The sequence below is a fragment of the Cupriavidus sp. KK10 genome, assembly GCF_018223725.1.
In the GTDB taxonomy this organism is placed as follows: domain Bacteria; phylum Pseudomonadota; class Gammaproteobacteria; order Burkholderiales; family Burkholderiaceae; genus Cupriavidus; species Cupriavidus necator.
On the sequence record NZ_CP073677.1, the window covers coordinates 1,377,915 to 1,396,455 of the forward strand.

Consider the following 18,541-nt stretch of genomic DNA (forward strand, 5'->3'; position numbering starts at 1 on the left):
AAGATGGAGCACTGCGGACACCACGCGTGCGGACAACGCACGCCCGCGCTACGCGAGCAGAAGGCCGGCAAGGCCTGGCACAGGCTGGCAGGCACAGCCGCGCTGGCCGTGGCGGCCATGCTGGCGCAGCCAGCACCCGCGCTGGCCGCGAGCGGCGACTATGCGAAGACGCGCTACCCGATCGTGCTGGTCCACGGATTGACCGGCGCGGCCAAGATGGGTGGTGCGCTCGACTACTGGTATGGCATCCCCGAGGTGCTGCGGGCCAACGGCGCGCAAGTCTATGTGGCCACGGTGCCGTCGTTCAACAGCGATGAAGAGCGCGCGCTGGCGCTGCAGGCCTATGTGCACGCGGTCAAGCTGGAAAGCGGCGCCGACAAGGTCAACCTGATCGGCCACAGCCAGGGCGGGCCGACCTCGCGCATGCTGGCGGCGATGTCGCCGCAGGACGTGGCCTCGGTCACCACCATCGGCAGCCCGCATCGCGGCAGCGAAGTGGCCGACACCGTGCTGGACCTGATCAATGGCTTGACATCCTCCTCGTCCTCAGCCTTCGGCTGCCGCCTTACGGCGGAAAGGACGAGGATTCCTACGGCGCTACGTGATGCTCTACGTAGTCACTTCGGTGGGTTCCTGCTTCGTAGAGCGGCTTGACTACGCCGACTCTCCACAGGCTGCAACGCGGTGCCCCCGCGCCAAAATGTTGATCGCGCCGACCACGTCGGCGTGATTCGCATAGCCGCATGCCACACAGGCGAAGCTCGCCTGGCTCTGCCGGTTCTCGGTAGATACATGCCCGCAGCAAGGGCACGTGCGACTGGTGTGCTGTGGCGGCACAGCTATTAGCCAGCCGCCATTCCACGCTAGCTTGTATTCCAGTTGACGCCCGAACTCGTACCAACCCTGATCGAGGATGGCCTTGTTCAGGCCGGACTTGGCCCTGACGTTCTTGCCCGGTTGCCCGCTTGAACCGGCCGCTGACTTGGACATGTTCCGTACCTTCAGGTCCTCGATACACACCATCGCTTGATTTTCGCTGATCGTGGTCGTGGCTTTGTGCAGGTAGTCGAGGCGGGCGTTACCGATGCGTGCGTGGATACGCTGGATTCGGGCCTTGGACTTCTTCCAGTTGTTGCTGAATTTCGTCTTGCGGCTCATCGCCCGCTGCGCACGGCGCAGTCTGGCTTCGTGCTTCCTAAAGCTGTTGAGCGGCGCGAGGAAAGTGCCATCGCTCATGGTGGCAAAGCGAGCGATGCCCATGTCGATGCCGATGGCGCTGGTGGCTTTCGGCACAGGTCGCTCGACCTTCCGCTCAGTCTGGATCGAAACAAACCACTTGCCGCCCGAAAGACTGACGCAGGCATTGCGTACCTCACCGAGTACGTCGCGGCTGTTCCTGTATCGCAGCCAGCCCAGCTTGGGCAAAAAGATACGCGAGTTGGTCTGATCAAGCTTGATTTGCTTCTGGTCGGGATAGCGGAAACTGTCGCCCAGACCCTTCTTCTTGAAACGCGGGAAGTCGGCCCGTTTTGCGAAGAAATTTGTGTAGGCCCGCTCCAAGTCCTTGAGCGTCTGTTGAAGAGGATGGACTGGTGCATCGGCCAGCCATGCTGTTTCCGTGCTGTTGCGCCACTCCGTGAGTTGCTTACACAGACCGGCATAGCTGAGCTTCTTTTCGCCTTGATCGTAACGCTGTTTCTGCAACGCCAGCGCCTTGTTACAGACGAACCGGCACGATCCGGCATAACGGCGCATGTTGCGCTGCTGCTCGCCGTTCGGCATCAATTCGTATTTGAAGGCTTGAAGACGCTGCATGGCCCAATCATACTCTTGGCCTATGAGCGACGACCATGACATTCGGCAGAGGACCTGCGCGATATATTTACCGGCGTTTGCGCAGATTTCGAAGCTGAACTGGTGGAGTTCGATGGGGAGGACGATCACGTTCACCTTCTTGTGAACTACCCGCCAAAGGTCGCGGTGTCCGCACTGGTAAACAGCTTGAAAGGGGTATCCAGCCGTATGATCCGAAAGAAGAACTACCCGAGCATCAGCAAGAAGCTATGGGGCGGTGCGCTGTGGTCGCCGTCTTACTTCGCAGGGAGCTGCGGCGGTGCGCCCATCGAGATTATCCGCCAATACATTGAACAACAACAGACGCCGCATTAGCCGCCGAAAGGACGCCGACGGCGTCCGCGCTATCCTTCCCCGGCCTAAAGGCCGAGGCTTGCCGCGCACCTGGTCAACAGTATTCCAATCGCCGGGCCGATACTCGTCGGCATCATCCAGGGCGTGCTCGATACGGTGGGCTGGTTCAACGGCATCGGCAACGGGCAGGCGCTGGATCAGGATGCGCTGGCCTCGCTCAAGATCCTGACCACGCGCGGCGCCGCCGAGCAGAATGCGCGCCTCAATGCCACGCTGGTGCCCGGCACGAAATCGGCACTGGGGCCGGATTGCAATACCGCTGGCGCGGTGTCCGAGCAACGGCAGGCGCGCGATGCCGCGGGCAACCTTGTCACCCATACCCAGGCCGCGTATTCCTGGACTGGTCAGGGCGGGCCGTTCAGCCTGCTGCGCTCCAACCTGCTGGACCCGACCACGGTGATGATGTCGACCTCGGCCGGGCTGATGGACCTGAAGGGCGCCGGCCCCAATGACGGGCTGGTCTCGGTCTGCAGCAGCAAGTGGGGCCGGGTGCTGGCCACTGGCTACTACTGGAACCACCTCGACGAGGTGAACCAGATGGCCGGCCTGTACCAGGACGTCGATCCGCGCACAGTCATCCTCAGCCACGCCAACCGGCTGCGCAATGACCAGCTCTGAGCGCTCGCCGCGGCTCTGGCTGGCCTTGCTGCCGGCCGGCGCAGCGGCAGCAGCGGTGTACTGGCTGACGATGGCGTCCGGCCCGGCTGCCGTGCCGCAGCGCACGGCGGCGATCACCACTGCTGCGAGTCCTTCGACAACATCGGCTGACGCCGGACCCGCCGGCGTGGCTGCGTTGCCATCGCTTTCCGGCGTCGACGTGCCCGCAGGCCTCGAACTCGACGCGCAGGGCAAGCTGCGGCTGACGCGCGCGCTGCGCACCTACTTCGACTACTTCCTCAGCACCCGCCACGACGCCGGCGGCGCCGACGCGCTGGACCGGCTGGTGTACGACGATATCCGCCGCCGCGTGCCGCAGCCAGCGGCAGGGCAGGCGTGGCAGCTGTGGCAGCGCTATGTAGCCTATCTTGCCGAGATTCAACCGCAGGCCACCCGCAAGCCGCGGGCGGATTCGAACGGCACGCTGGATGCGGCGCAGGTGCAGCAGCTGCGCGCGCTGCAGGCTGAGCGCAACGGTGCGCGGCAGCGCCTGCTGCCGGAGGTGGCGGCAATCTGGTTCGGCGACGAGCAGGCGTATGACGATGCCATGCTGGCGCGGCTCGACATCGCGGCGCAATCCGGCCTGGATGACGCGCAGCGGCAGCAGCGGCTGGCCGAACTCGAAGCCATGCTGCCCGAGCCATTGCGCGCGGCACGGGAGGCCAGCGCGCGTCCGCAGGCGATCAGCGACACCATCGCCGGCATGCAGGCCGCCGGCCGCAGTGCGCAGGACATCGGTGCGGCGTTGGCGCAGGCCTACGGTCCCGAGGTGGCGCAGCGCTACCAGCAGCAGGCGCAAGCCGGGCAGGCCTGGCAGCAGCGCTACGACGACTACGCCGCGCGCCGCGCGCAGATCGAGGCCTTCCCGGGGTTGTCGGAGCAGGACCGCCGGCAGCAACTGGATGCGCTGCGCAGCCAGACCTTCGGCAATCCCAGCGAAGCGCTGCAGGCCGAGGTGGTCGACAAGGCGATGGCCGCGCGGCGGCAGGCACGATAGCCGCGCTGCATCGCCCAAAGAAAAACGGCACCGGGTTCCCGGTGCCGTTTTTACAGCCGCTGGCTCGGCAGGTTTACATCCCGACGTAGTTCGGACCGCCGCCGCCTTCCGGCGTCACCCAGACGATGTTCTGGGTCGGATCCTTGATGTCGCAGGTCTTGCAGTGCACGCAGTTCTGCGCGTTGATCTGCAGACGCTCCTTGCCCGACGTCTCGTCCTGCACGAACTCATACACACCGGCTGGGCAGTAGCGCGACTCGGGGCCGGCGTACTTGTCCCAGTTGATGTTGACCGGCACGCTGGCGTCCTTGAGCGTCAGGTGCGCCGGCTGGTTCTCTTCGTGGTTGGTGTTGCTGATGAACACCGAGCTGAGGCGGTCGAAGGTCAGCTTGCCGTCCGGCTTCGGGTACTCGATCTTCTGGCACTCGGCCGCGGGCTTCAGGTACACATGATCCGGCTTCACGCGGTGGATGGTCCACGGCGGGTTGCGGATGCCCAGCTTGGGCAGCAGCCATTGCTCGATGCCGGTCATCAGCGTGGCGGTGGTGCGGCCCTTCTTGAACCACTGCTTGAAGTTCTTGGCCTGCAGCAGTTCCTTGTGCAGCCAGCTCTGCTCAAACGCAGCCGGGTAGGCGGCCAGTTCGTCGTGCTGGCGGCCGGCCTGCAGCGCGTCATAGGCGGCCTCGGCGGCCATCATGCCGGTCTTGATGGCGGCGTGGCTGCCCTTGATGCGCGAGGCATTCAGGTAGCCGGCATCGCAGCCGACCAGCGCGCCGCCCGGGAACACGGTCTTGGGCAGCGACAGCAGGCCGCCGGCGGTGATGGCACGCGCGCCGTAGGAGAGGCGCTTGCCGCCTTCAAAGTACTGGCGGATTTCCGGATGCGTCTTGAAGCGCTGGAATTCCTCGAACGGCGACAGCCACGGGTTGGTGTAGTCCAGGCCGACCACAAAGCCGACCGCGACCTTGTTGTCTTCCATGTGGTACAGGAACGAGCCGCCGTAGGTGGCCGGGTCCAGCGGCCAGCCGGCGGTGTGCACCACCAGGCCAGGCTTGTGCTTGGCGGGATCGATCTCCCACAGTTCCTTCAGGCCGATGCCGTAGCTCTGCGGATCCTTGCCGGTGTCGAGCTTGAATTTCTCGATCAGCTGCTTGCCCAGGTGGCCGCGCGCGCCTTCGGCGAAGATGGTGTACTTGGCATGCAGCTCCATGCCCAGCTGGAAGTTCTCGGTGGGCTCGCCTTCCTTGTTGATGCCCATATTGCCGGTGGCCACGCCCTTGACCGAGCCGTCTTCGTTGAAGAGCACTTCGGCGGCGGGGAAGCCCGGGAAGATCTCCACGCCCAGCGCTTCGGCCTGCTGGCCCAGCCAGCGCACGAAGTTCGACAGGCTTATGATGTAGTTGCCTTCGTTGTGGAAGCACTCGGGCAGCAGCGCGGGCGGCGTGCCCTTGGAGCCGGACTCGTTCAGGAACAGGAACTTGTCTTCGGTGACCGCCTGGTTCAGCGGCGCACCCAGTTCCTTCCAGTTCGGGATCAGCTCATTGAGGGCGCGCGGATCCATGATGGCGCCCGACAGGATGTGGGCGCCGGGCTCGGAGCCCTTTTCCAGTACGCACACGTTGACGTCGGCGCCTTTCTCCTGCGCGAGTTGCTTCAGGCGGATGGCGGTGGCCAGGCCGGCGGGGCCGCCGCCGACGATGACCACATCGTATTCCATGGCTTCGCGCGGGCCGAACTGCTCCACGAGCTGTTGCTGATCCATTGTCTCTAACCCTCTATTTCTTTGCTGCTTGCTTGCAATTGTGGGAAATGCGGTGATCGTTTTGCCGAGAACCGGGCCAGCGCGCGGACGGGAGCCGCGGGTGGGTGAGTTGGCAGCGATTTGGAGTCCAAAGACGCCCGGATCGCGCGTTTTCCCTCTTTCCCTTTACTGGCCAAGTTCTTAGAATCTCCGGCATTGTCCGGGACTCGCCACCCACAGGCAAGGATTTTTTTGGAACGGTCGTTCTTTTTTTGATATGCTGCCTTCTGCTCCCGCATAGGCCGGAGGAGCTCCCGCACAAGAGGTAATCATGGGTTTGTCGATCAATCTGGAAGGCAAGGTCGCGCTGGTCACCGGCGCTTCAAGCGGGCTGGGCTCGCGTTTCGCCACGGTGCTGGCCGCCGCCGGCGCCAAGGTGGTGCTGGCCTCGCGCCGCACCGAACGGCTCAAGGAACTGCGCGCGGCGATCGAGGCCGAGGGCGGCAGCGCCCATGTGGTGCGCCTGGACGTCACCGACCCGGACAGCATCCGCGCCGCGGTGGCGCACGCGGAGACCGAGGCCGGTTCCATCGACATCCTGGTCAACAACTCCGGCGTGTCGACCACGCAGAAGCTGACCGATGTGACCGCCGATGACTTCGATTTCGTCTTCGACACCAATACCCGCGGTGCCTTCTTCGTCGCCCAGGAAGTGGCCAAGCGCATGATTGCGCGCGCCAAGGGCGCCGAGCGCAACGGCAGCCCGCTGCCGCAGGCGCGCATCGTCAATATCGCCTCGGTGGCCGGGCTCAAGGTGCTGTCGCAGATCGGCGTCTATTGCATGAGCAAGGCGGCCGTGGTGCACATGACCAGGGCCATGGCGCTGGAATGGGCGCGCCACGGCATCAATACCAATGCCATCTGCCCGGGCTATATCGACACCGATATCAACCACCACCACTGGGACTCGGACGCGGGGCAGAAGCTGATCCAGATGCTGCCGCGCAAGCGCCTGGGCAAGCCAGAGGATCTCGACGGCCTGTTGCTGCTGCTGGCATCCGATCAGTCGCAATTCATCAACGGGGCTGTCATTACCGCCGACGACGGCATGGTCTGACCGCCTGACCGCTGACCGGGGGGCGCAAGGCCCCCTGCATCCCGGCTGCGCGCCAAAAGTGCCGCGGGATGGCCAGATTGCACGCCCAGGGCTTATCCGGTCCCCTTGGGTGCGCCGTCGTCAGCACACACCAATCATCAGAAAATTCGTGCGTGATGGGCCAGTCTTGGCATAATCCGCCATGTCTGCAGATTAAGTCTTTACATACAAGTAAAAAAACGCCGCGGTGGCTGCATGGCCCGAGCGGCCCGGACCGGAGGCCGGGGAGATGGAGCAACAAGAAGAGGCACGGCGCAACGCCGTGCCGCAACACGTCGTCGATTCCGCGGTGATCCCGCAGGCTGCCGACGAAGCGCAGGACGCTGAATTCCGGGTTTCGCCCCGCATCGAGGACTGGATTGGCGTGATCGTGATGGTGCTGCTGGTCGGCATCACCTTCGCCAACGTGGTGGTCCGCTATTTCACCGACGAGTCGTTTGCCTGGACCGAGGAGTTCTCGGTCTTCCTGATGATCGTGCTGGCGCTGGTCGCCGGCAGCGCCGCGGTGGCGCGCGACCGCAATATCCGCATCGAATTCTTCTTCGAGCGCGGCAGCGCGGCCCGGCAGCGGCGCCTGGCGATCCTGTCGGCGCTGGCCGTGGCGGTGATGTTCATCGCGCTGGCAGTGCTGGGGGCGCGCATCACCTGGGACGAATACACCTTCGGCGAGACCTCGCCGGGCATTGGCGTGCCAAGCTGGTGGTACTCGATCTGGCTGCCGGTGCTGTCGGCCGGCATCGCGCTGCGCGCGCTGGGGCTGGTGCTGCGCAACGTGCGCGCGCTCAAGGCGCTGCATGCAGCCAGGACAGGCACGATGGAGCAGGCGCCATGACTCTCGTTGCCATCATCCTGTTCGTGGTCTTTATCGGCCTGATGCTGCTGGGCGTGCCCATCGGCGTGTCGCTGGGGCTGGGCGGCCTGGTTGCCATCGGCCTGTCCAATCTCGACACCCAGATGTTCGGCCTGCTGGCCGTGCCGCAGAACTTCTATGCGGGGCTGGCCAAGTATCCGCTGCTGGCGATCCCGATGTTCGTGCTGGTGGGGTCGATCTTCGACCGCTCCGGCGTGGCGCAGCGGCTGGTGACCTTTGCCATCGCCATCGTCGGCCGCGGCCCCGGCATGCTGCCGCTGGTGGCGATCCTGGTGGCAATGTTCCTGGGCGGCATCTCCGGTTCCGGTCCGGCCAACGCGGCCGCGGTGGGCGGAGTGATGATCGCGGCGATGTCGCGCGCCGGCTATCCCGGCTCGTACAGCGCGGCGGTGGTTGGCGCTGCCGCCGCGACCGACATCCTGATCCCGCCGTCGGTGGCGTTCATCATCTACAGCGTGCTGGTGCCCGGCGCGTCGGTACCGGCGCTGTTCGCGGCCGGCATGATTCCGGGCATCCTGGCCGGCGTTGCGCTGATCGTTCCGGCGGTGTGGCTGGCGCGCAAGCACAATATGGGCGCGATCGAGGCCGGGTTGCCGCGCCCGCCGTTCTGGAAGAGCCTGCGCGAGGCCGCCTGGGGTCTGGTGGCGCCGTTCCTGATCCTGGGCGGTATGCGCGCTGGCTGGTTCACGCCGACCGAGGCCGCCGTGGTGGCCGTAGTCTACGGTCTCTTTGTCGGCATGGTGGTGTACCGCAGCATCGGCATGCGCGACCTGTTCACCATCTTCCAGGAGGCGGCCGAGACCTCGGCGGTGATCCTGCTGGTGGTGGCGCTGGCCGGCATCTTTGCCTATGCGCTGTCGACGCTGGGCGTGATCGACCCGCTGGCGCATGCCATCGCCACCTCCGGGCTGGGCGAGTACGGCGTGCTGGCGCTGATCGTGCTGCTGCTGATGACGGTAGGCATGTTCCTGGACGGCATCTCGATCTTCCTGATCTTCGTGCCGCTGCTGCTGCCGATCGCCAATGCCTTCCACTGGAACCCGGTATGGTTCGGCGTGGTGCTGACGCTGAAGGTGGCGCTGGGCCAGTTCACGCCGCCGCTGGCCGTGAACCTGATGGTGTCGTGCCGGATTGCCCGCGTGCGCATGGAAGAGACCGTGCCCTGGGTGATCTGGATGCTGCTGGCGATGTTTATCGCCATGCTGATGGTGCTGGCCTATCCGCCGCTGGCGACCTGGCTGCCTGAGTACCTCGGCTACTGATGTTCCGCATTCACAAACAAGAATTGACGCTTTCCCGAGAGGAGATGAGATGAAACGTCGTGCCCTGATGCTCGCAACGGCTGCCGCCATTGCCGCTTCCGCCTTCGCCCCCGCCGGCGCAATGGCCCAGACCTACAAGTCCGAGTACAAGATGTCGCTGGTGCTCGGCCCGGCCTTCCCGTGGGGCAAGGGCGGCGAGATCTGGGCCGACCTGGTCAAGCAGCGCACCAACGGCCGCATCAATATCAAGCTGTACCCGGGCACCTCGCTGGTGGCCGGCGACCAGACCCGCGAATTCTCGGCGATCCGCCAGGGCGTGATCGACATGGCGGTGGGCTCGACCATCAACTGGTCGCCGCAGGTCAGGGAACTGAACCTGTTCTCGCTGCCGTTCCTGATGCCCGACTACAAGGCGCTGGACGCGCTCACGCAGGGCGAAGTCGGCAAGTCGCTCTTCACCACGCTGGAAAAGGCTGGCGTCGTGCCGCTGGCCTGGGGCGAGAACGGCTTCCGCGAAGTGTCCAACTCCAAGCGCGAAATCCGCAAGCCGGAAGACCTCAAGGGCATGAAGCTGCGCGTGGTCGGTTCGCCGCTGTACATCGAGACCTTCAACGCGCTGGGCGCCAACCCGACCCAGATGAGCTGGGCCGACGCGCAGCCGGCGATGGCCTCGGGCGCGGTCGACGGGCAGGAGAACCCGCAGTCGGTGTTCGCCGCCGCCAAGCTGTACACGGTGGGCCAGAAGTTCGTCACCACCTGGGGCTACGTGGCTGACCCGCTGATCTTCGTGGTCAACAAGCAGATCTGGGAAAGCTGGACCCCGGCCGACCGCGAGATCGTCAGGCAGGCCGCCATCGACGCCGGCAAGCAGGAAATCGCGCTGGCCCGCAAGGGCCTGGTGGAGCCGGGCGCGCCGGCCTGGAAGGACATGGAGGCGCACGGCGTCAGGGTCACGCACCTGACGCCGGCCGAGCACGACAGCTTCCGCAAGGCCACCGCCAAGGTCTACGACAAGTGGAAGAAGCAGATCGGCGCCGACCTGGTGACCAAGGCCGAAGGCGCGATCGCCAAGCGCTAAGCCACGCAGAGGGTCCGCCAGACTCGGCGGGCCTGTTCCTTTGGAGACTGTGATGAAGCACGTCTATACGGTGGTCATGCCGATCCGCTGGGGCGACATGGATGCCATGGGCCATGTCAACAACACCGTCTATTTCCAGTACCTGGAGCAGGCGCGCATCGAGTGGTTCGCGTCGCTGGGCCGCGGCGGCAAGGACGCGAACGGGCAGGGCCCGGTCATCATCAATGCGCATATGACCTTCCTGAAGCAGCTGCGCTATCCGGGCGACATCGAGTGCCGCGTCTACGCCGGCCAGCTCGGCCGCACCAGCTTCGAGACCCGCATGGAAATCCGCCGCACCGACCTGCCCGACGTGGTCTGGGCCGAGGGCGGGGCCAAGGTGGTGTGGTGCGATTACACGCAGGAGAAGTCGGTGCCGGTGCCGGCCGAGATCCGAGCGATCATCGAGGGCTGACGCCCGCCACGGGGCTCAGTGGTTGACCAGCCGCTGCACCAGGTCCACCGAGGTACTGGCCCCGTACTTCTTCATCAGCCGCGCCCGGTAGATGTCCACCGTGCGCGGGCTGATCGCCAGCAACTTGCCGATCTGCTTGCTGGTTTTCCCCTCCACCAGCTGCGCCGCGATCTCGCGTTCGCGCGCGGTCAGCTCGGCCGTGACCTGGCGCTTCTGCGACAGGTCCTCGAAGGTCCAGATCCCGGCGCCCAGCGGTTGCGTGCGGTCCAGCGCGCGCCCGGTGACATGGCACCAGAACAGTTCCCCGCCTGCGCGCTTCATGATGCGCTCGTCCGAGTACATGCCGCGCTTGCCCATGATAGGCGCGATGCGCGCGCCGGTGCGCTCGAATTCGTCGGGGGTGGGGTAAAGCACCAGGAAGGACTGGCCCAGCAGCGCCTCGCGCGTGGTGCCGAAAATGCGGCAGACCTCCTCGTTGCAGTCCTCGATCACGCGTTCGCGTGACAGCACCAGGCCCACGGGGGCGAGCTGGAAGGCGGTCTGGTAGTCGATTGCGGGCATCTGCTTATGTATTTTTACGTAATGGCGTAGCCGGCTGCGCTTGCGTATGCTGTCGGTCGGACGAGTTGCGGCGACTGTCGCCCGCCTGTTGCCGATTGTACCGTTACAATTTCCCTGCGTCGCCCGCCGCACAATCCGGTGGCGGGAAGAGCGACAGGGAACTACCGAGGAAGGAGCGAAACATGAACAAGGTCTACGCCAGCGCCGCAGAAGCGCTTGCAGGCGTCGTCCGCGACGGCCAGACGATCGCCGTTGGCGGTTTCGGCCTGTGCGGCATCCCCGAGGCGCTGATTGCCGCGCTGCGCGACAGCGGTGCCAAGCAGCTGACCTGCATCTCCAACAACGCCGGCGTCGATGGCTTCGGCCTGGGCCTGCTGCTGGCCACGCGCCAGATCAGGAAGATGATCTCGTCCTACGTGGGCGAGAACAAGGAGTTCGAGCGCCAGTACCTGGCGGGCGAACTGGAGCTGGAATTCACGCCGCAAGGCACGCTGGCCGAGAAGCTGCGCGCCGGCGGCTCCGGCATCCCGGCCTTCTTCACCAAGACCGGTGTCGGCACCATCGTCGCCGAAGGCAAGGAAATCCGCGAATTCGACGGCGAGCAGTACGTGATGGAGCGTTCGCTGACCGCCGACGTCGCGCTGGTCAAGGCATACAAGGCCGACAAGGCCGGCAACCTGGTGTTCCGCCGCACTGCGCGCAACTTCAACCCGATGTGCGCGATGGCGGGCAAGGTCACCATCGCCGAGGTCGAGCATATCGTCGAGACCGGCGAGCTGGACCCGGATGAAATCCACCTGGCCGGCATCTTCGTGAAGCGCCTGGTGCTGAACACCACCCCCGAGAAACGCATCGAGCAGCGCACCGTGCGCGCGGCCAGCTGAGGAGACCCATCATGGCATGGACACGTGACGAAATGGCCGCGCGCGCCGCGACCGAGTTGCAGGACGGTTTCTACGTCAACCTGGGCATCGGCCTGCCGACGCTGGTGGCCAACTGGGTGCCGGAAGGCATGGAAGTGTGGCTGCAGTCCGAGAACGGCCTGCTGGGCATCGGCCCGTTCCCGACCGAGGACGAAGTCGACGCCGACATGATCAACGCCGGCAAGCAGACCGTGACGACGCTGCCAGGCTCGTCGATCTTTTCTTCGGCGGATTCGTTCGGGATGATCCGCGGCGGCCACATCAACTTGGCGATCCTGGGTGCGATGCAGGTCAGTGAGAAGGGCGACCTGGCCAACTGGATGATCCCGGGCAAGATGGTCAAGGGCATGGGCGGCGCGATGGACCTGGTGGCCGGCGTCGGCCGCGTGGTGGTGCTGATGGAACACACCGCGAAGAAGAAGGACGGCACCGAGGACATCAAGATCCTGAAGGACTGCAACCTGCCGCTGACGGGTGTTGGGGTGGTCAACCGCATCATCACCGACCTGGGCGTGATCGACGTGACCGAGGCCGGCCTGAAGCTGGTGGAAACCGCTCCGGGCGTCAGCCGCGAGGAAATCCAGGCCAAGACGGGCGCGCCGCTGCTGTAAGCGGGCTGAGCTCCGAAGCCTGACAGGGCCCCTGCAGTGCGATGCGCCGCAGGGGCTTTTTTGTCAGGTCGCTCCGCCTTGGAACTCACCGGCCGGGCTACGCCAGCCGGCTGCACTCCCTAGCTCTTCCGGCGAATAGCCCGGCAGCATCGCAGCGCACTATGCTGGCTGCTCTCCGGCAAGGCGCAGACCCTGCCGCGGTCGAACCCTCACGGAAGGTGCGTCATGCCGGCTTCCCCGAACCAATCCTTGCCACTGGTCTACGCCTGCTCCGGTTGCTCCAGCGTGGCGCAACTGGCCAATGCCTGCGCGGTGCGGCTCGACCGCAGCGGCCGTGCGGAAATGTCCTGCATCAGCGGCGTGGGTGGCGGCGTGCCGGCGCTGACGCGGGTGGCGCGCTCGGGGCGGCCGATCCTGGCGCTGGACGGCTGCCCGTTGGCCTGTGTCAAGGCCTGCCTGGCCAGCGCGGGCGTGGCGGCGGACCGGCACCTGGTGCTGAACCGGCTCGGCGCGACCAAGCGGCAGCACCGCGCATGCACCGAGGCCGAGGAACAAGCGATCTGGGGAGCGGTAGAGGCGGCACTGACGAGCCTGGCAGCCGCAGGCTGAAGCCGGGCGCGCCGTGGCACGCCCGGTGCGGCAGGTCAGCCGGCCTGCTTGTTGTAGCTTGCGAACACCGAAGCGGCGCCGTCCGCTTTTACAATCAGCACGTCGAACGGGTCCTTGCGCGGGCCCTGCTCCATGCCGGGCGAGCCGACCGGCATGCCCGGCACGGCCAGCCCGACGGCCCTGGGTTTTGTGGCCAGCAGCTTGCGGATATCCGCCGCCGGCACATGGCCCTCGATGGCGTAGCCGCCGATATGCCCGGTGTGGCAGGAGCCAAAGCGTTCCGGCATGCCGAAGCGCTTGCGGTACACGCCGGTGTCCTCGACGTCATGCACCGTCACGGTGAAGCCGTTGCTGCGCAGGTGCTTGACCCAATCCTCGCAGCAGCCGCACAGCGGGCTCTTGTAGACGTCGATGGCAAGCGGCCTGGCGGCTTGCGCCAGCGCGCCGGCCACCGGTGCCAGCGCTCCGGCCGAGACCGCGCCCAGCGCCAGCGCGCGCAGGAAACTGCGTCGTTGCATCGCTTGCTCCTTACTGCGCCACCCAGCCGCCGTCCATGTTCCAGATCGCTCCGCGGACCTGGCGGGCCGCTTCGGACGACAGGAACACGGCCAGCGCGCCCAGTTCATCGGGCGTGACAAACTGTCCCGAGGGCTGCTTCTCCAGCACCAGCTCGCGCTTGGCCTGTTCCACCGGAATGCCTTCCTTCTGCGCGCGGGCTTCGACCTGCTTCTGCACCAGTGGCGTCAGCACCCAGCCCGGGCAGATCGCGTTGGCGGTGACACCGGTCTGCGCGGTTTCCAGCGCGGTCACCTTAGTGAAGCCGACGATGCCGTGCTTGGACGCCACATAGGCGGACTTCTGCGCCGAGGCCACCAGCCCGTGGGTGGAGGCAACATTGATGATGCGGCCCCAGTCCTTCTGCTTCATGCCGGGCAGCGCCAGGCGCGTCGTGTGGAAGGCCGAAGTCAGGTTGATGGCGATGATCGCGTCCCAGCGCTCGGGCGGGAAATCCTCGATGGCGGCCACGTGCTGGATGCCGGCGTTGTTGACCAGGATGTCGGCGCCACCGAAGTCGGACTGCGCGTAGCGCATCATGTCCTCGATCTCGGCCGCCTTGCTCATGTCGGCGCCGTGGTAGCCGACCCGGATTCCCTGGCCGGCCTGCGCGATCTCTGCCTTTGCGGCGTCCGCGTCACCAAAGCCGTTGACGATGATGTTAGCGCCCTGGGCCGCCAGCGCTTTCGCGATGCCGAGCCCGATGCCGCTGGTCGAGCCAGTCACCAGTGCGGTCTTGCCGTTGAGCATGTAAGCCTCCGTCGAGAGAAAGGGATGCCACAGAAGGAATGCCACAGGGTTGGCGGCGCGCGCCGTGGCGGTGCGCGGCCGCGCACGCGGGGCGCTGACACTGTGCTGTGGCATTGTACCCGCTGCGGCGTACAATCCAGCTTTGCTCAACCTCCGGCAGCACCGTCTTTTTTGCGGTCCGCGGTCCGGTTCGCCAGGGAGTCCAGATGTCTGCCAGTCCGCGTCTCGGTTTTGTCCAGTGCATCAGTCCGGCGGGCCTGCACCGCATGGCCTACCACGAGTGGGGCGACCCCGCCAATCCGCGCGTGCTGGTGTGCGCGCATGGGCTGACGCGCACCGGCCGCGACTTCGACACCGTTGCCAGCGCGCTGTGCGGCGACTACCGCGTGGTCTGCCCCGATGTGGCCGGGCGCGGCCGCTCGGAATGGCTGGCCGATGCCCACGGCTACGTGGTGCCGCAGTACGTCGCGGACATGGTCACGCTGATTGCGCGGCTCAATGTGGAGAAGGTGGACTGGTTCGGCACCTCGATGGGCGGGCTGATCGGCATGGGCCTGGCCGGGTTGCCGAAGTCGCCGGTGCGCAAGCTGTTGCTCAACGACGTGGGGCCGAAGCTGGCGCCCTCGGCGGTGGAACGGATCGGCGCCTACCTGGGGCTGCCGGTGCGCTTCAAGACCTTCGAGGAAGGCCTGGCCTACCTGCAGACCATCAGCGCATCGTTCGGGCGCCATACGCCAGAGCAGTGGCGCGAGCTCAACGCCGCCATCCTGAAACCGGTGCAGGGCACGGACGGCCTGGAATGGGGCTTGCATTACGATCCGCAGCTGGCAGTGCCGTTCCGCAAATCCACGCCCGAGGCCATTGCTGCCGGCGAGGCCGCGCTGTGGCGCAGCTTCGAGGCCATCGAAGGCCCGGTGCTGGTGGTGCGCGGCGCGCAGTCGGACCTGCTGCTGCGCGAGACCGTGGCCGAAATGGTGGCGCGCGGCAAGCATGTGAGCTCGGTGGAAGTGCCCGACGTGGGCCATGCCCCGACCTTTGTCGATCCGGCGCAGATTGCGATCGCCCGGCAGTTTTTTACCGGGGCCTGATTGCATCGCATGCCGGCCTTGTTTTTATCAGTCAACGCATTGTCATGAGTAACCTTGAACTGAAGCGCGCCCACGTGGGCAAGCGGTTGTCCGAATACGCGGTCTATAACGGTGTGGTGTATCTCGCCGGTCAGGTGCCCGAGGTCGATCCCAAGGCCGATATCCGCGGCCAGACGCGCGAGGTCCTCGGCCATATCGACCGCCTGCTGGCCGAGGCCGGCAGCGACAAGACCCGCATCCTGTCGTGCCAGATCTTCCTGACCAATGTCGACCAGATCGGCGAGATGAACGAGGTCTGGGACGCCTGGGTGCCGCAAGGCAACACGCCCCCGCGCGCCACCGTCGAAGCCCGCCTGGCCAATCCCGATTACCTGATCGAAGTGGTGGTGACCGCTGCGCTCAACTGATGCAGGCGTTGTGACATGGTGACGTCCACCGACCTGACCGGTCGGGTCGCGGGCATTCCGGATGCCGAACTGGTCGAACGCGCACTGGCCTACGTGCGCGAGCATGGTGCCGAGGTCGCGCTGCCCACCGGCGAGACCGTGCTGTCGCACGCGCAGGGCATGCTGCGCATTCTCGACGGCCTGCGCGTCGACGACGCCGCGCGCGCCGCCGCCTGCCTGTTCGGGCTGGTGGCCTTCGTGCCCGCCACCGAGGCCGAGATCGCGCCGCGCTTTGGCGACGAGGTGGCGCGGCTGGTCGACGGTGTGCGGCAGCTGCTGCGCATCGGTGCCATCGCCGGCAGCCGCCCCGAGGCCGAGCCGGCCGCGCCGTCCAAAAACGAAGCGCAGGCGCGCCACGAACAGGTCGAGGCGCTGCGCAAGATGCTGCTGGCGTTTGCGCAGGATATCCGCGTGGTGCTGGTGCGCCTGGCCTCGCGGCTGCAGACGCTGCGCTGGATGGCCGAGACCAAACAGGCGCCGCAGCCGGGCGTGGCGCGCGAAACGCTGGACATCTACGCGCCGCTGGCCAACCGCCTTGGTATCTGGCAGATGAAGTGGGAGCTGGAGGACCTGGCGTTCCGCTTCGAGCAGCCCGATACCTACAAGCGCATCGCCAAGCTGCTGGATGAAAAGCGCATCGAGCGCGAAGGCTATATCGCCAGCGCCATCGAACGGCTGCAGTCCGAACTGGCGACCGCCGGCATCCCTGCCGAGGTCAGCGGGCGGCCCAAGCATATCTACAGCATCTGGAAGAAGATGCGCGGCAAGGAGCTGGATTTTGCCGACCTGTACGATGTGCGTGCCTTCCGCGTGATCGTCGACGATATCAAGGACTGCTACACGGTGCTGGGTATCGTCCACCATATCTGGCAGCCGATCCCGCGCGAGTTCGACGACTACATCTCGCGACCCAAGGCCAACGGCTACAAGTCGCTGCATACGGTGGTGATCGGCGATGACGGGCGCGCCTTCGAGGTGCAGATCCGCACCCACGAGATGCACCACTTTGCTGAATACGGCGTGGCCGCGCACTGGCGCTACAAGGAGGCGGGCAGCCGCGGCTATGCCGGGCAGTTTTCCGCCAGCGAGCGCTATGACGAGAAGATAGCCTGGCTGCGCCAGCTGCTGGCGTGGAAGGACGATGCCGACCACAGCGTGGCGCACGACGAGTCGTGGGAGCAGATCAAGCATGCCGCGATCGACGACCACATCTACGTGCTGACGCCGCAGGCGCGCGTTGTGGCGCTGCCGCAGGGCGCCACCGCGGTGGACTTTGCCTACTACCTGCACAGCGATCTCGGCCACCGCTGCCGCGGCGCGCGCGTGGACGGCACCATGGTGCCGCTGAACACGCCGCTGAAGAACGGCCAGACCGTGGAGATCATCGCGGTCAAGCAGGGCGGACCGTCGCGCGACTGGCTCAACGCGGACCTGGGCTACCTGGCCAGCAGCCGCGCGCGGGCCAAGGTGCGGGCCTGGTTCAATGCGCTCGATTCGCAGGAGACCATCGCGCAGGGCCGCGTGCTGATCGACAAGACCCTGCAGCGCGAAGGCAAGACCGCGGTCAAGCTGGAAGACCTGGCCACGCGGCTGGGCTTCAAGACGCCGGAGGACCTGTTTGCGGCAGTGGCCAAGGATGAGTTCAGCCTGCGTCACGTAGAGCACGCGCTGCGACACCCGGAGGGCGAGGTCCAGGCGCCGCTGAGCGAGGAAGATGCTGTCACCAAGAAAAGCCGCGCCACCAGCGTGGCGCGCGGCGCCAAGAGCGGCGTGCTGGTGGTGGGGGTGGATTCGCTGATGACGCAGATGTCGCGCTGCTGCAAGCCGGCGCCGCCGGATGACATCGTCGGCTTTGTCACGCGCGGGCGCGGGGTGTCGATCCATCGGCGCAGCTGCCACACCTTCCAGCAACTGGCCGGGCGCGCGCCGGAGCGGGTGATCCAGACCGAGTGGGGCCAGAAGAGCCACGCCGCGGTCTACCCGGTCGACATCCACGTCGAGGCGATCGATCGCCAGGGGTTGCTGCGCGATATCTCCGAAGTGCTGTCGCGCGAGAAGATCAACGTCACCGGCGTCAAGACGCTCTCCAGCAAGGGCGTGGCACGCATGCAGTTCACTGCCGAAGTGTCCGAGGCTACGCAGCTGCAGCGCGCGCTGCAGTTGATCGAAGACGTCCAGGGGGTGTTGCAGGCGAAAAGAAAGTGATGCTATACTTGCGGCTTCGCTAGGCTCGTAGCTCAGCTGGTTAGAGCACCACCTTGACATGGTGGGGGTCGTTGGTTCGAGTCCAATCGAGCCTACCAACGAATTGCAGGAAAGCAGTAAAAAGAAGTGTGGCAAGTCCGATTCAACCCCATACGGAACGGAAGGGCATCATGGTTATGACACCGCGAACTACTACCGCTGGCAAGCGACAGTAGTCGAGGTGCGCCTTCGACCCGGTTGGATTGGGTTTGACAAAGAGAAACGCGGCCTTGGCCGCGTTTTTTTTCGTCTGTCGCCTGCCAGCACCCTGATAAGCTGCCGCCTTTCCGGTGCGGCAGAGCAGGGCAGTAAAGAATAAATCGCCAGTCC

Annotated in this window: 19 protein-coding genes, 1 tRNA gene and 1 pseudogene; 16 read left to right on the forward strand and 5 right to left on the reverse strand. The window is 65.7% G+C overall.

The features are described from left to right. Positions 1-3 precede the first annotated feature (3 nt). Entirely contained in the window at positions 4-654 is a 651-nt protein-coding gene (locus KB879_RS06795) for an esterase/lipase family protein (RefSeq protein WP_371827394.1), read from the forward strand. Here the strand turns inward: KB879_RS06795 and KB879_RS06800 are convergent, their stop codons facing one another. Then, on the reverse strand, positions 655-1,815 hold the full coding sequence (locus tag KB879_RS06800; RefSeq protein WP_211980959.1) for an RNA-guided endonuclease TnpB family protein: 1,161 nt from the start codon (positions 1,813-1,815) through the stop codon (positions 655-657). Between the two features lie 54 nt (positions 1,816-1,869). On the opposite strand from KB879_RS06800, the pseudogene tnpA reads away from it, so the two are divergent. The 3 genes and pseudogenes from tnpA to KB879_RS06815 all read left to right on the forward strand — a co-directional run. Then, a pseudogene (gene tnpA, locus KB879_RS06805) lies at positions 1,870-2,169 on the forward strand (IS200/IS605 family transposase); the annotation flags it as partial. Between the two features lie 123 nt (positions 2,170-2,292). Then, on the forward strand, positions 2,293-2,826 hold the full coding sequence (locus tag KB879_RS06810; RefSeq protein ID WP_013956310.1) for a hypothetical protein: 534 nt from the start codon (positions 2,293-2,295) through the stop codon (positions 2,824-2,826). After that, positions 2,813-3,862, forward strand: a complete 1,050-nt coding sequence (locus KB879_RS06815) for a lipase secretion chaperone (protein WP_256449307.1) — start codon at positions 2,813-2,815, stop codon at positions 3,860-3,862. Before KB879_RS06810 ends, KB879_RS06815 begins: the two co-directional genes overlap by 14 nt. Before the next feature lie 73 nt (positions 3,863-3,935). Here the strand turns inward: KB879_RS06815 and KB879_RS06820 are convergent, their stop codons facing one another. Beyond that, positions 3,936-5,624 (reverse strand): electron transfer flavoprotein-ubiquinone oxidoreductase, encoded by a 1,689-nt coding sequence (locus tag KB879_RS06820; RefSeq protein ID WP_013956312.1) that lies wholly within the window; start codon positions 5,622-5,624, stop codon positions 3,936-3,938. 310 nt (positions 5,625-5,934) lie between these two features. Between KB879_RS06820 and KB879_RS06825 the strand changes: the two genes are divergently transcribed. The 5 genes from KB879_RS06825 (at position 5,935) to KB879_RS06845 (ending at position 10,424) form a co-directional block, all read left to right on the forward strand. Further along, the gene (locus KB879_RS06825) at positions 5,935-6,720 is read left to right on the forward strand and encodes an SDR family oxidoreductase (RefSeq protein ID WP_013956313.1); all 786 of its coding nucleotides are present in this window, start codon (positions 5,935-5,937) and stop codon (positions 6,718-6,720) included. Positions 6,721-6,988: 268 nt separating this feature from the next. Next, positions 6,989-7,591: a TRAP transporter small permease gene (locus tag KB879_RS06830; RefSeq protein WP_013956314.1), complete on the forward strand. Its 603-nt coding sequence runs from the start codon at positions 6,989-6,991 to the stop codon at positions 7,589-7,591. Continuing rightward, positions 7,588-8,892: a TRAP transporter large permease gene (locus KB879_RS06835; protein WP_013956315.1), complete on the forward strand. Its 1,305-nt coding sequence runs from the start codon at positions 7,588-7,590 to the stop codon at positions 8,890-8,892. The genes KB879_RS06830 and KB879_RS06835 overlap by 4 nt, the downstream gene beginning before the upstream one ends. A 49-nt stretch (positions 8,893-8,941) precedes the next feature. Further along, positions 8,942-9,970: a DctP family TRAP transporter solute-binding subunit gene (locus tag KB879_RS06840; RefSeq protein ID WP_013956316.1), complete on the forward strand. Its 1,029-nt coding sequence runs from the start codon at positions 8,942-8,944 to the stop codon at positions 9,968-9,970. A gap of 52 nt (positions 9,971-10,022) precedes the next feature. Further along, positions 10,023-10,424 carry a thioesterase family protein gene (locus KB879_RS06845; RefSeq protein ID WP_013956317.1) on the forward strand — a complete coding sequence of 134 codons (402 nt, stop codon included), beginning with the start codon at positions 10,023-10,025 and terminating at the stop codon, positions 10,422-10,424. Positions 10,425-10,439: 15 nt separating this feature from the next. On the opposite strand, the gene KB879_RS06850 is transcribed toward KB879_RS06845, so the two are convergent. Next, positions 10,440-10,985: a PAS and helix-turn-helix domain-containing protein gene (locus KB879_RS06850; protein WP_013956318.1), complete on the reverse strand. Its 546-nt coding sequence runs from the start codon at positions 10,983-10,985 to the stop codon at positions 10,440-10,442. Between the two features lie 182 nt (positions 10,986-11,167). Here KB879_RS06850 and KB879_RS06855 point away from each other — a divergent pair, with 182 nt between their 5' ends. The 3 genes from KB879_RS06855 (at position 11,168) to KB879_RS06865 (ending at position 13,128) form a co-directional block, all read left to right on the forward strand. Next, a complete protein-coding gene (locus KB879_RS06855; protein WP_013956319.1) occupies positions 11,168-11,869 on the forward strand; it encodes a CoA transferase subunit A in 702 nt (233 codons plus the stop codon). A gap of 11 nt (positions 11,870-11,880) precedes the next feature. Continuing rightward, entirely contained in the window at positions 11,881-12,519 is a 639-nt protein-coding gene (locus KB879_RS06860) for a CoA transferase subunit B (protein ID WP_013956320.1), read from the forward strand. A 225-nt stretch (positions 12,520-12,744) separates the two neighbouring features. Then, positions 12,745-13,128, forward strand: a complete 384-nt coding sequence (locus KB879_RS06865) for a putative zinc-binding protein (protein ID WP_211980960.1) — start codon at positions 12,745-12,747, stop codon at positions 13,126-13,128. A gap of 35 nt (positions 13,129-13,163) precedes the next feature. Here KB879_RS06865 and KB879_RS06870 read toward each other — a convergent pair whose 3' ends face one another. After that, the gene (locus KB879_RS06870) at positions 13,164-13,646 is read right to left on the reverse strand and encodes a DUF411 domain-containing protein (protein ID WP_153955925.1); all 483 of its coding nucleotides are present in this window, start codon (positions 13,644-13,646) and stop codon (positions 13,164-13,166) included. Positions 13,647-13,656: 10 nt separating this feature from the next. Beyond that, positions 13,657-14,433, reverse strand: coding sequence for a 3-hydroxybutyrate dehydrogenase (locus KB879_RS06875; RefSeq protein ID WP_114130446.1), 777 nt, complete (start codon positions 14,431-14,433; stop codon positions 13,657-13,659). Between the two features lie 206 nt (positions 14,434-14,639). Here KB879_RS06875 and KB879_RS06880 point away from each other — a divergent pair, with 206 nt between their 5' ends. From KB879_RS06880 to KB879_RS06895, 4 genes are all read left to right on the forward strand, one after another. After that, a complete protein-coding gene (locus tag KB879_RS06880) occupies positions 14,640-15,521 on the forward strand; it encodes an alpha/beta fold hydrolase (protein ID WP_013956324.1) in 882 nt (293 codons plus the stop codon). A 44-nt stretch (positions 15,522-15,565) separates the two neighbouring features. Then, positions 15,566-15,928, forward strand: coding sequence for a RidA family protein (locus KB879_RS06885; protein ID WP_010813105.1), 363 nt, complete (start codon positions 15,566-15,568; stop codon positions 15,926-15,928). A 15-nt stretch (positions 15,929-15,943) separates the two neighbouring features. After that, the gene (locus KB879_RS06890) at positions 15,944-18,172 is read left to right on the forward strand and encodes a bifunctional (p)ppGpp synthetase/guanosine-3',5'-bis(diphosphate) 3'-pyrophosphohydrolase (protein ID WP_153955926.1); all 2,229 of its coding nucleotides are present in this window, start codon (positions 15,944-15,946) and stop codon (positions 18,170-18,172) included. Between the two features lie 21 nt (positions 18,173-18,193). Further along, positions 18,194-18,270 (forward strand) — tRNA-Val (locus KB879_RS06895). Positions 18,271-18,541: the final 271 nt, after the last annotated feature.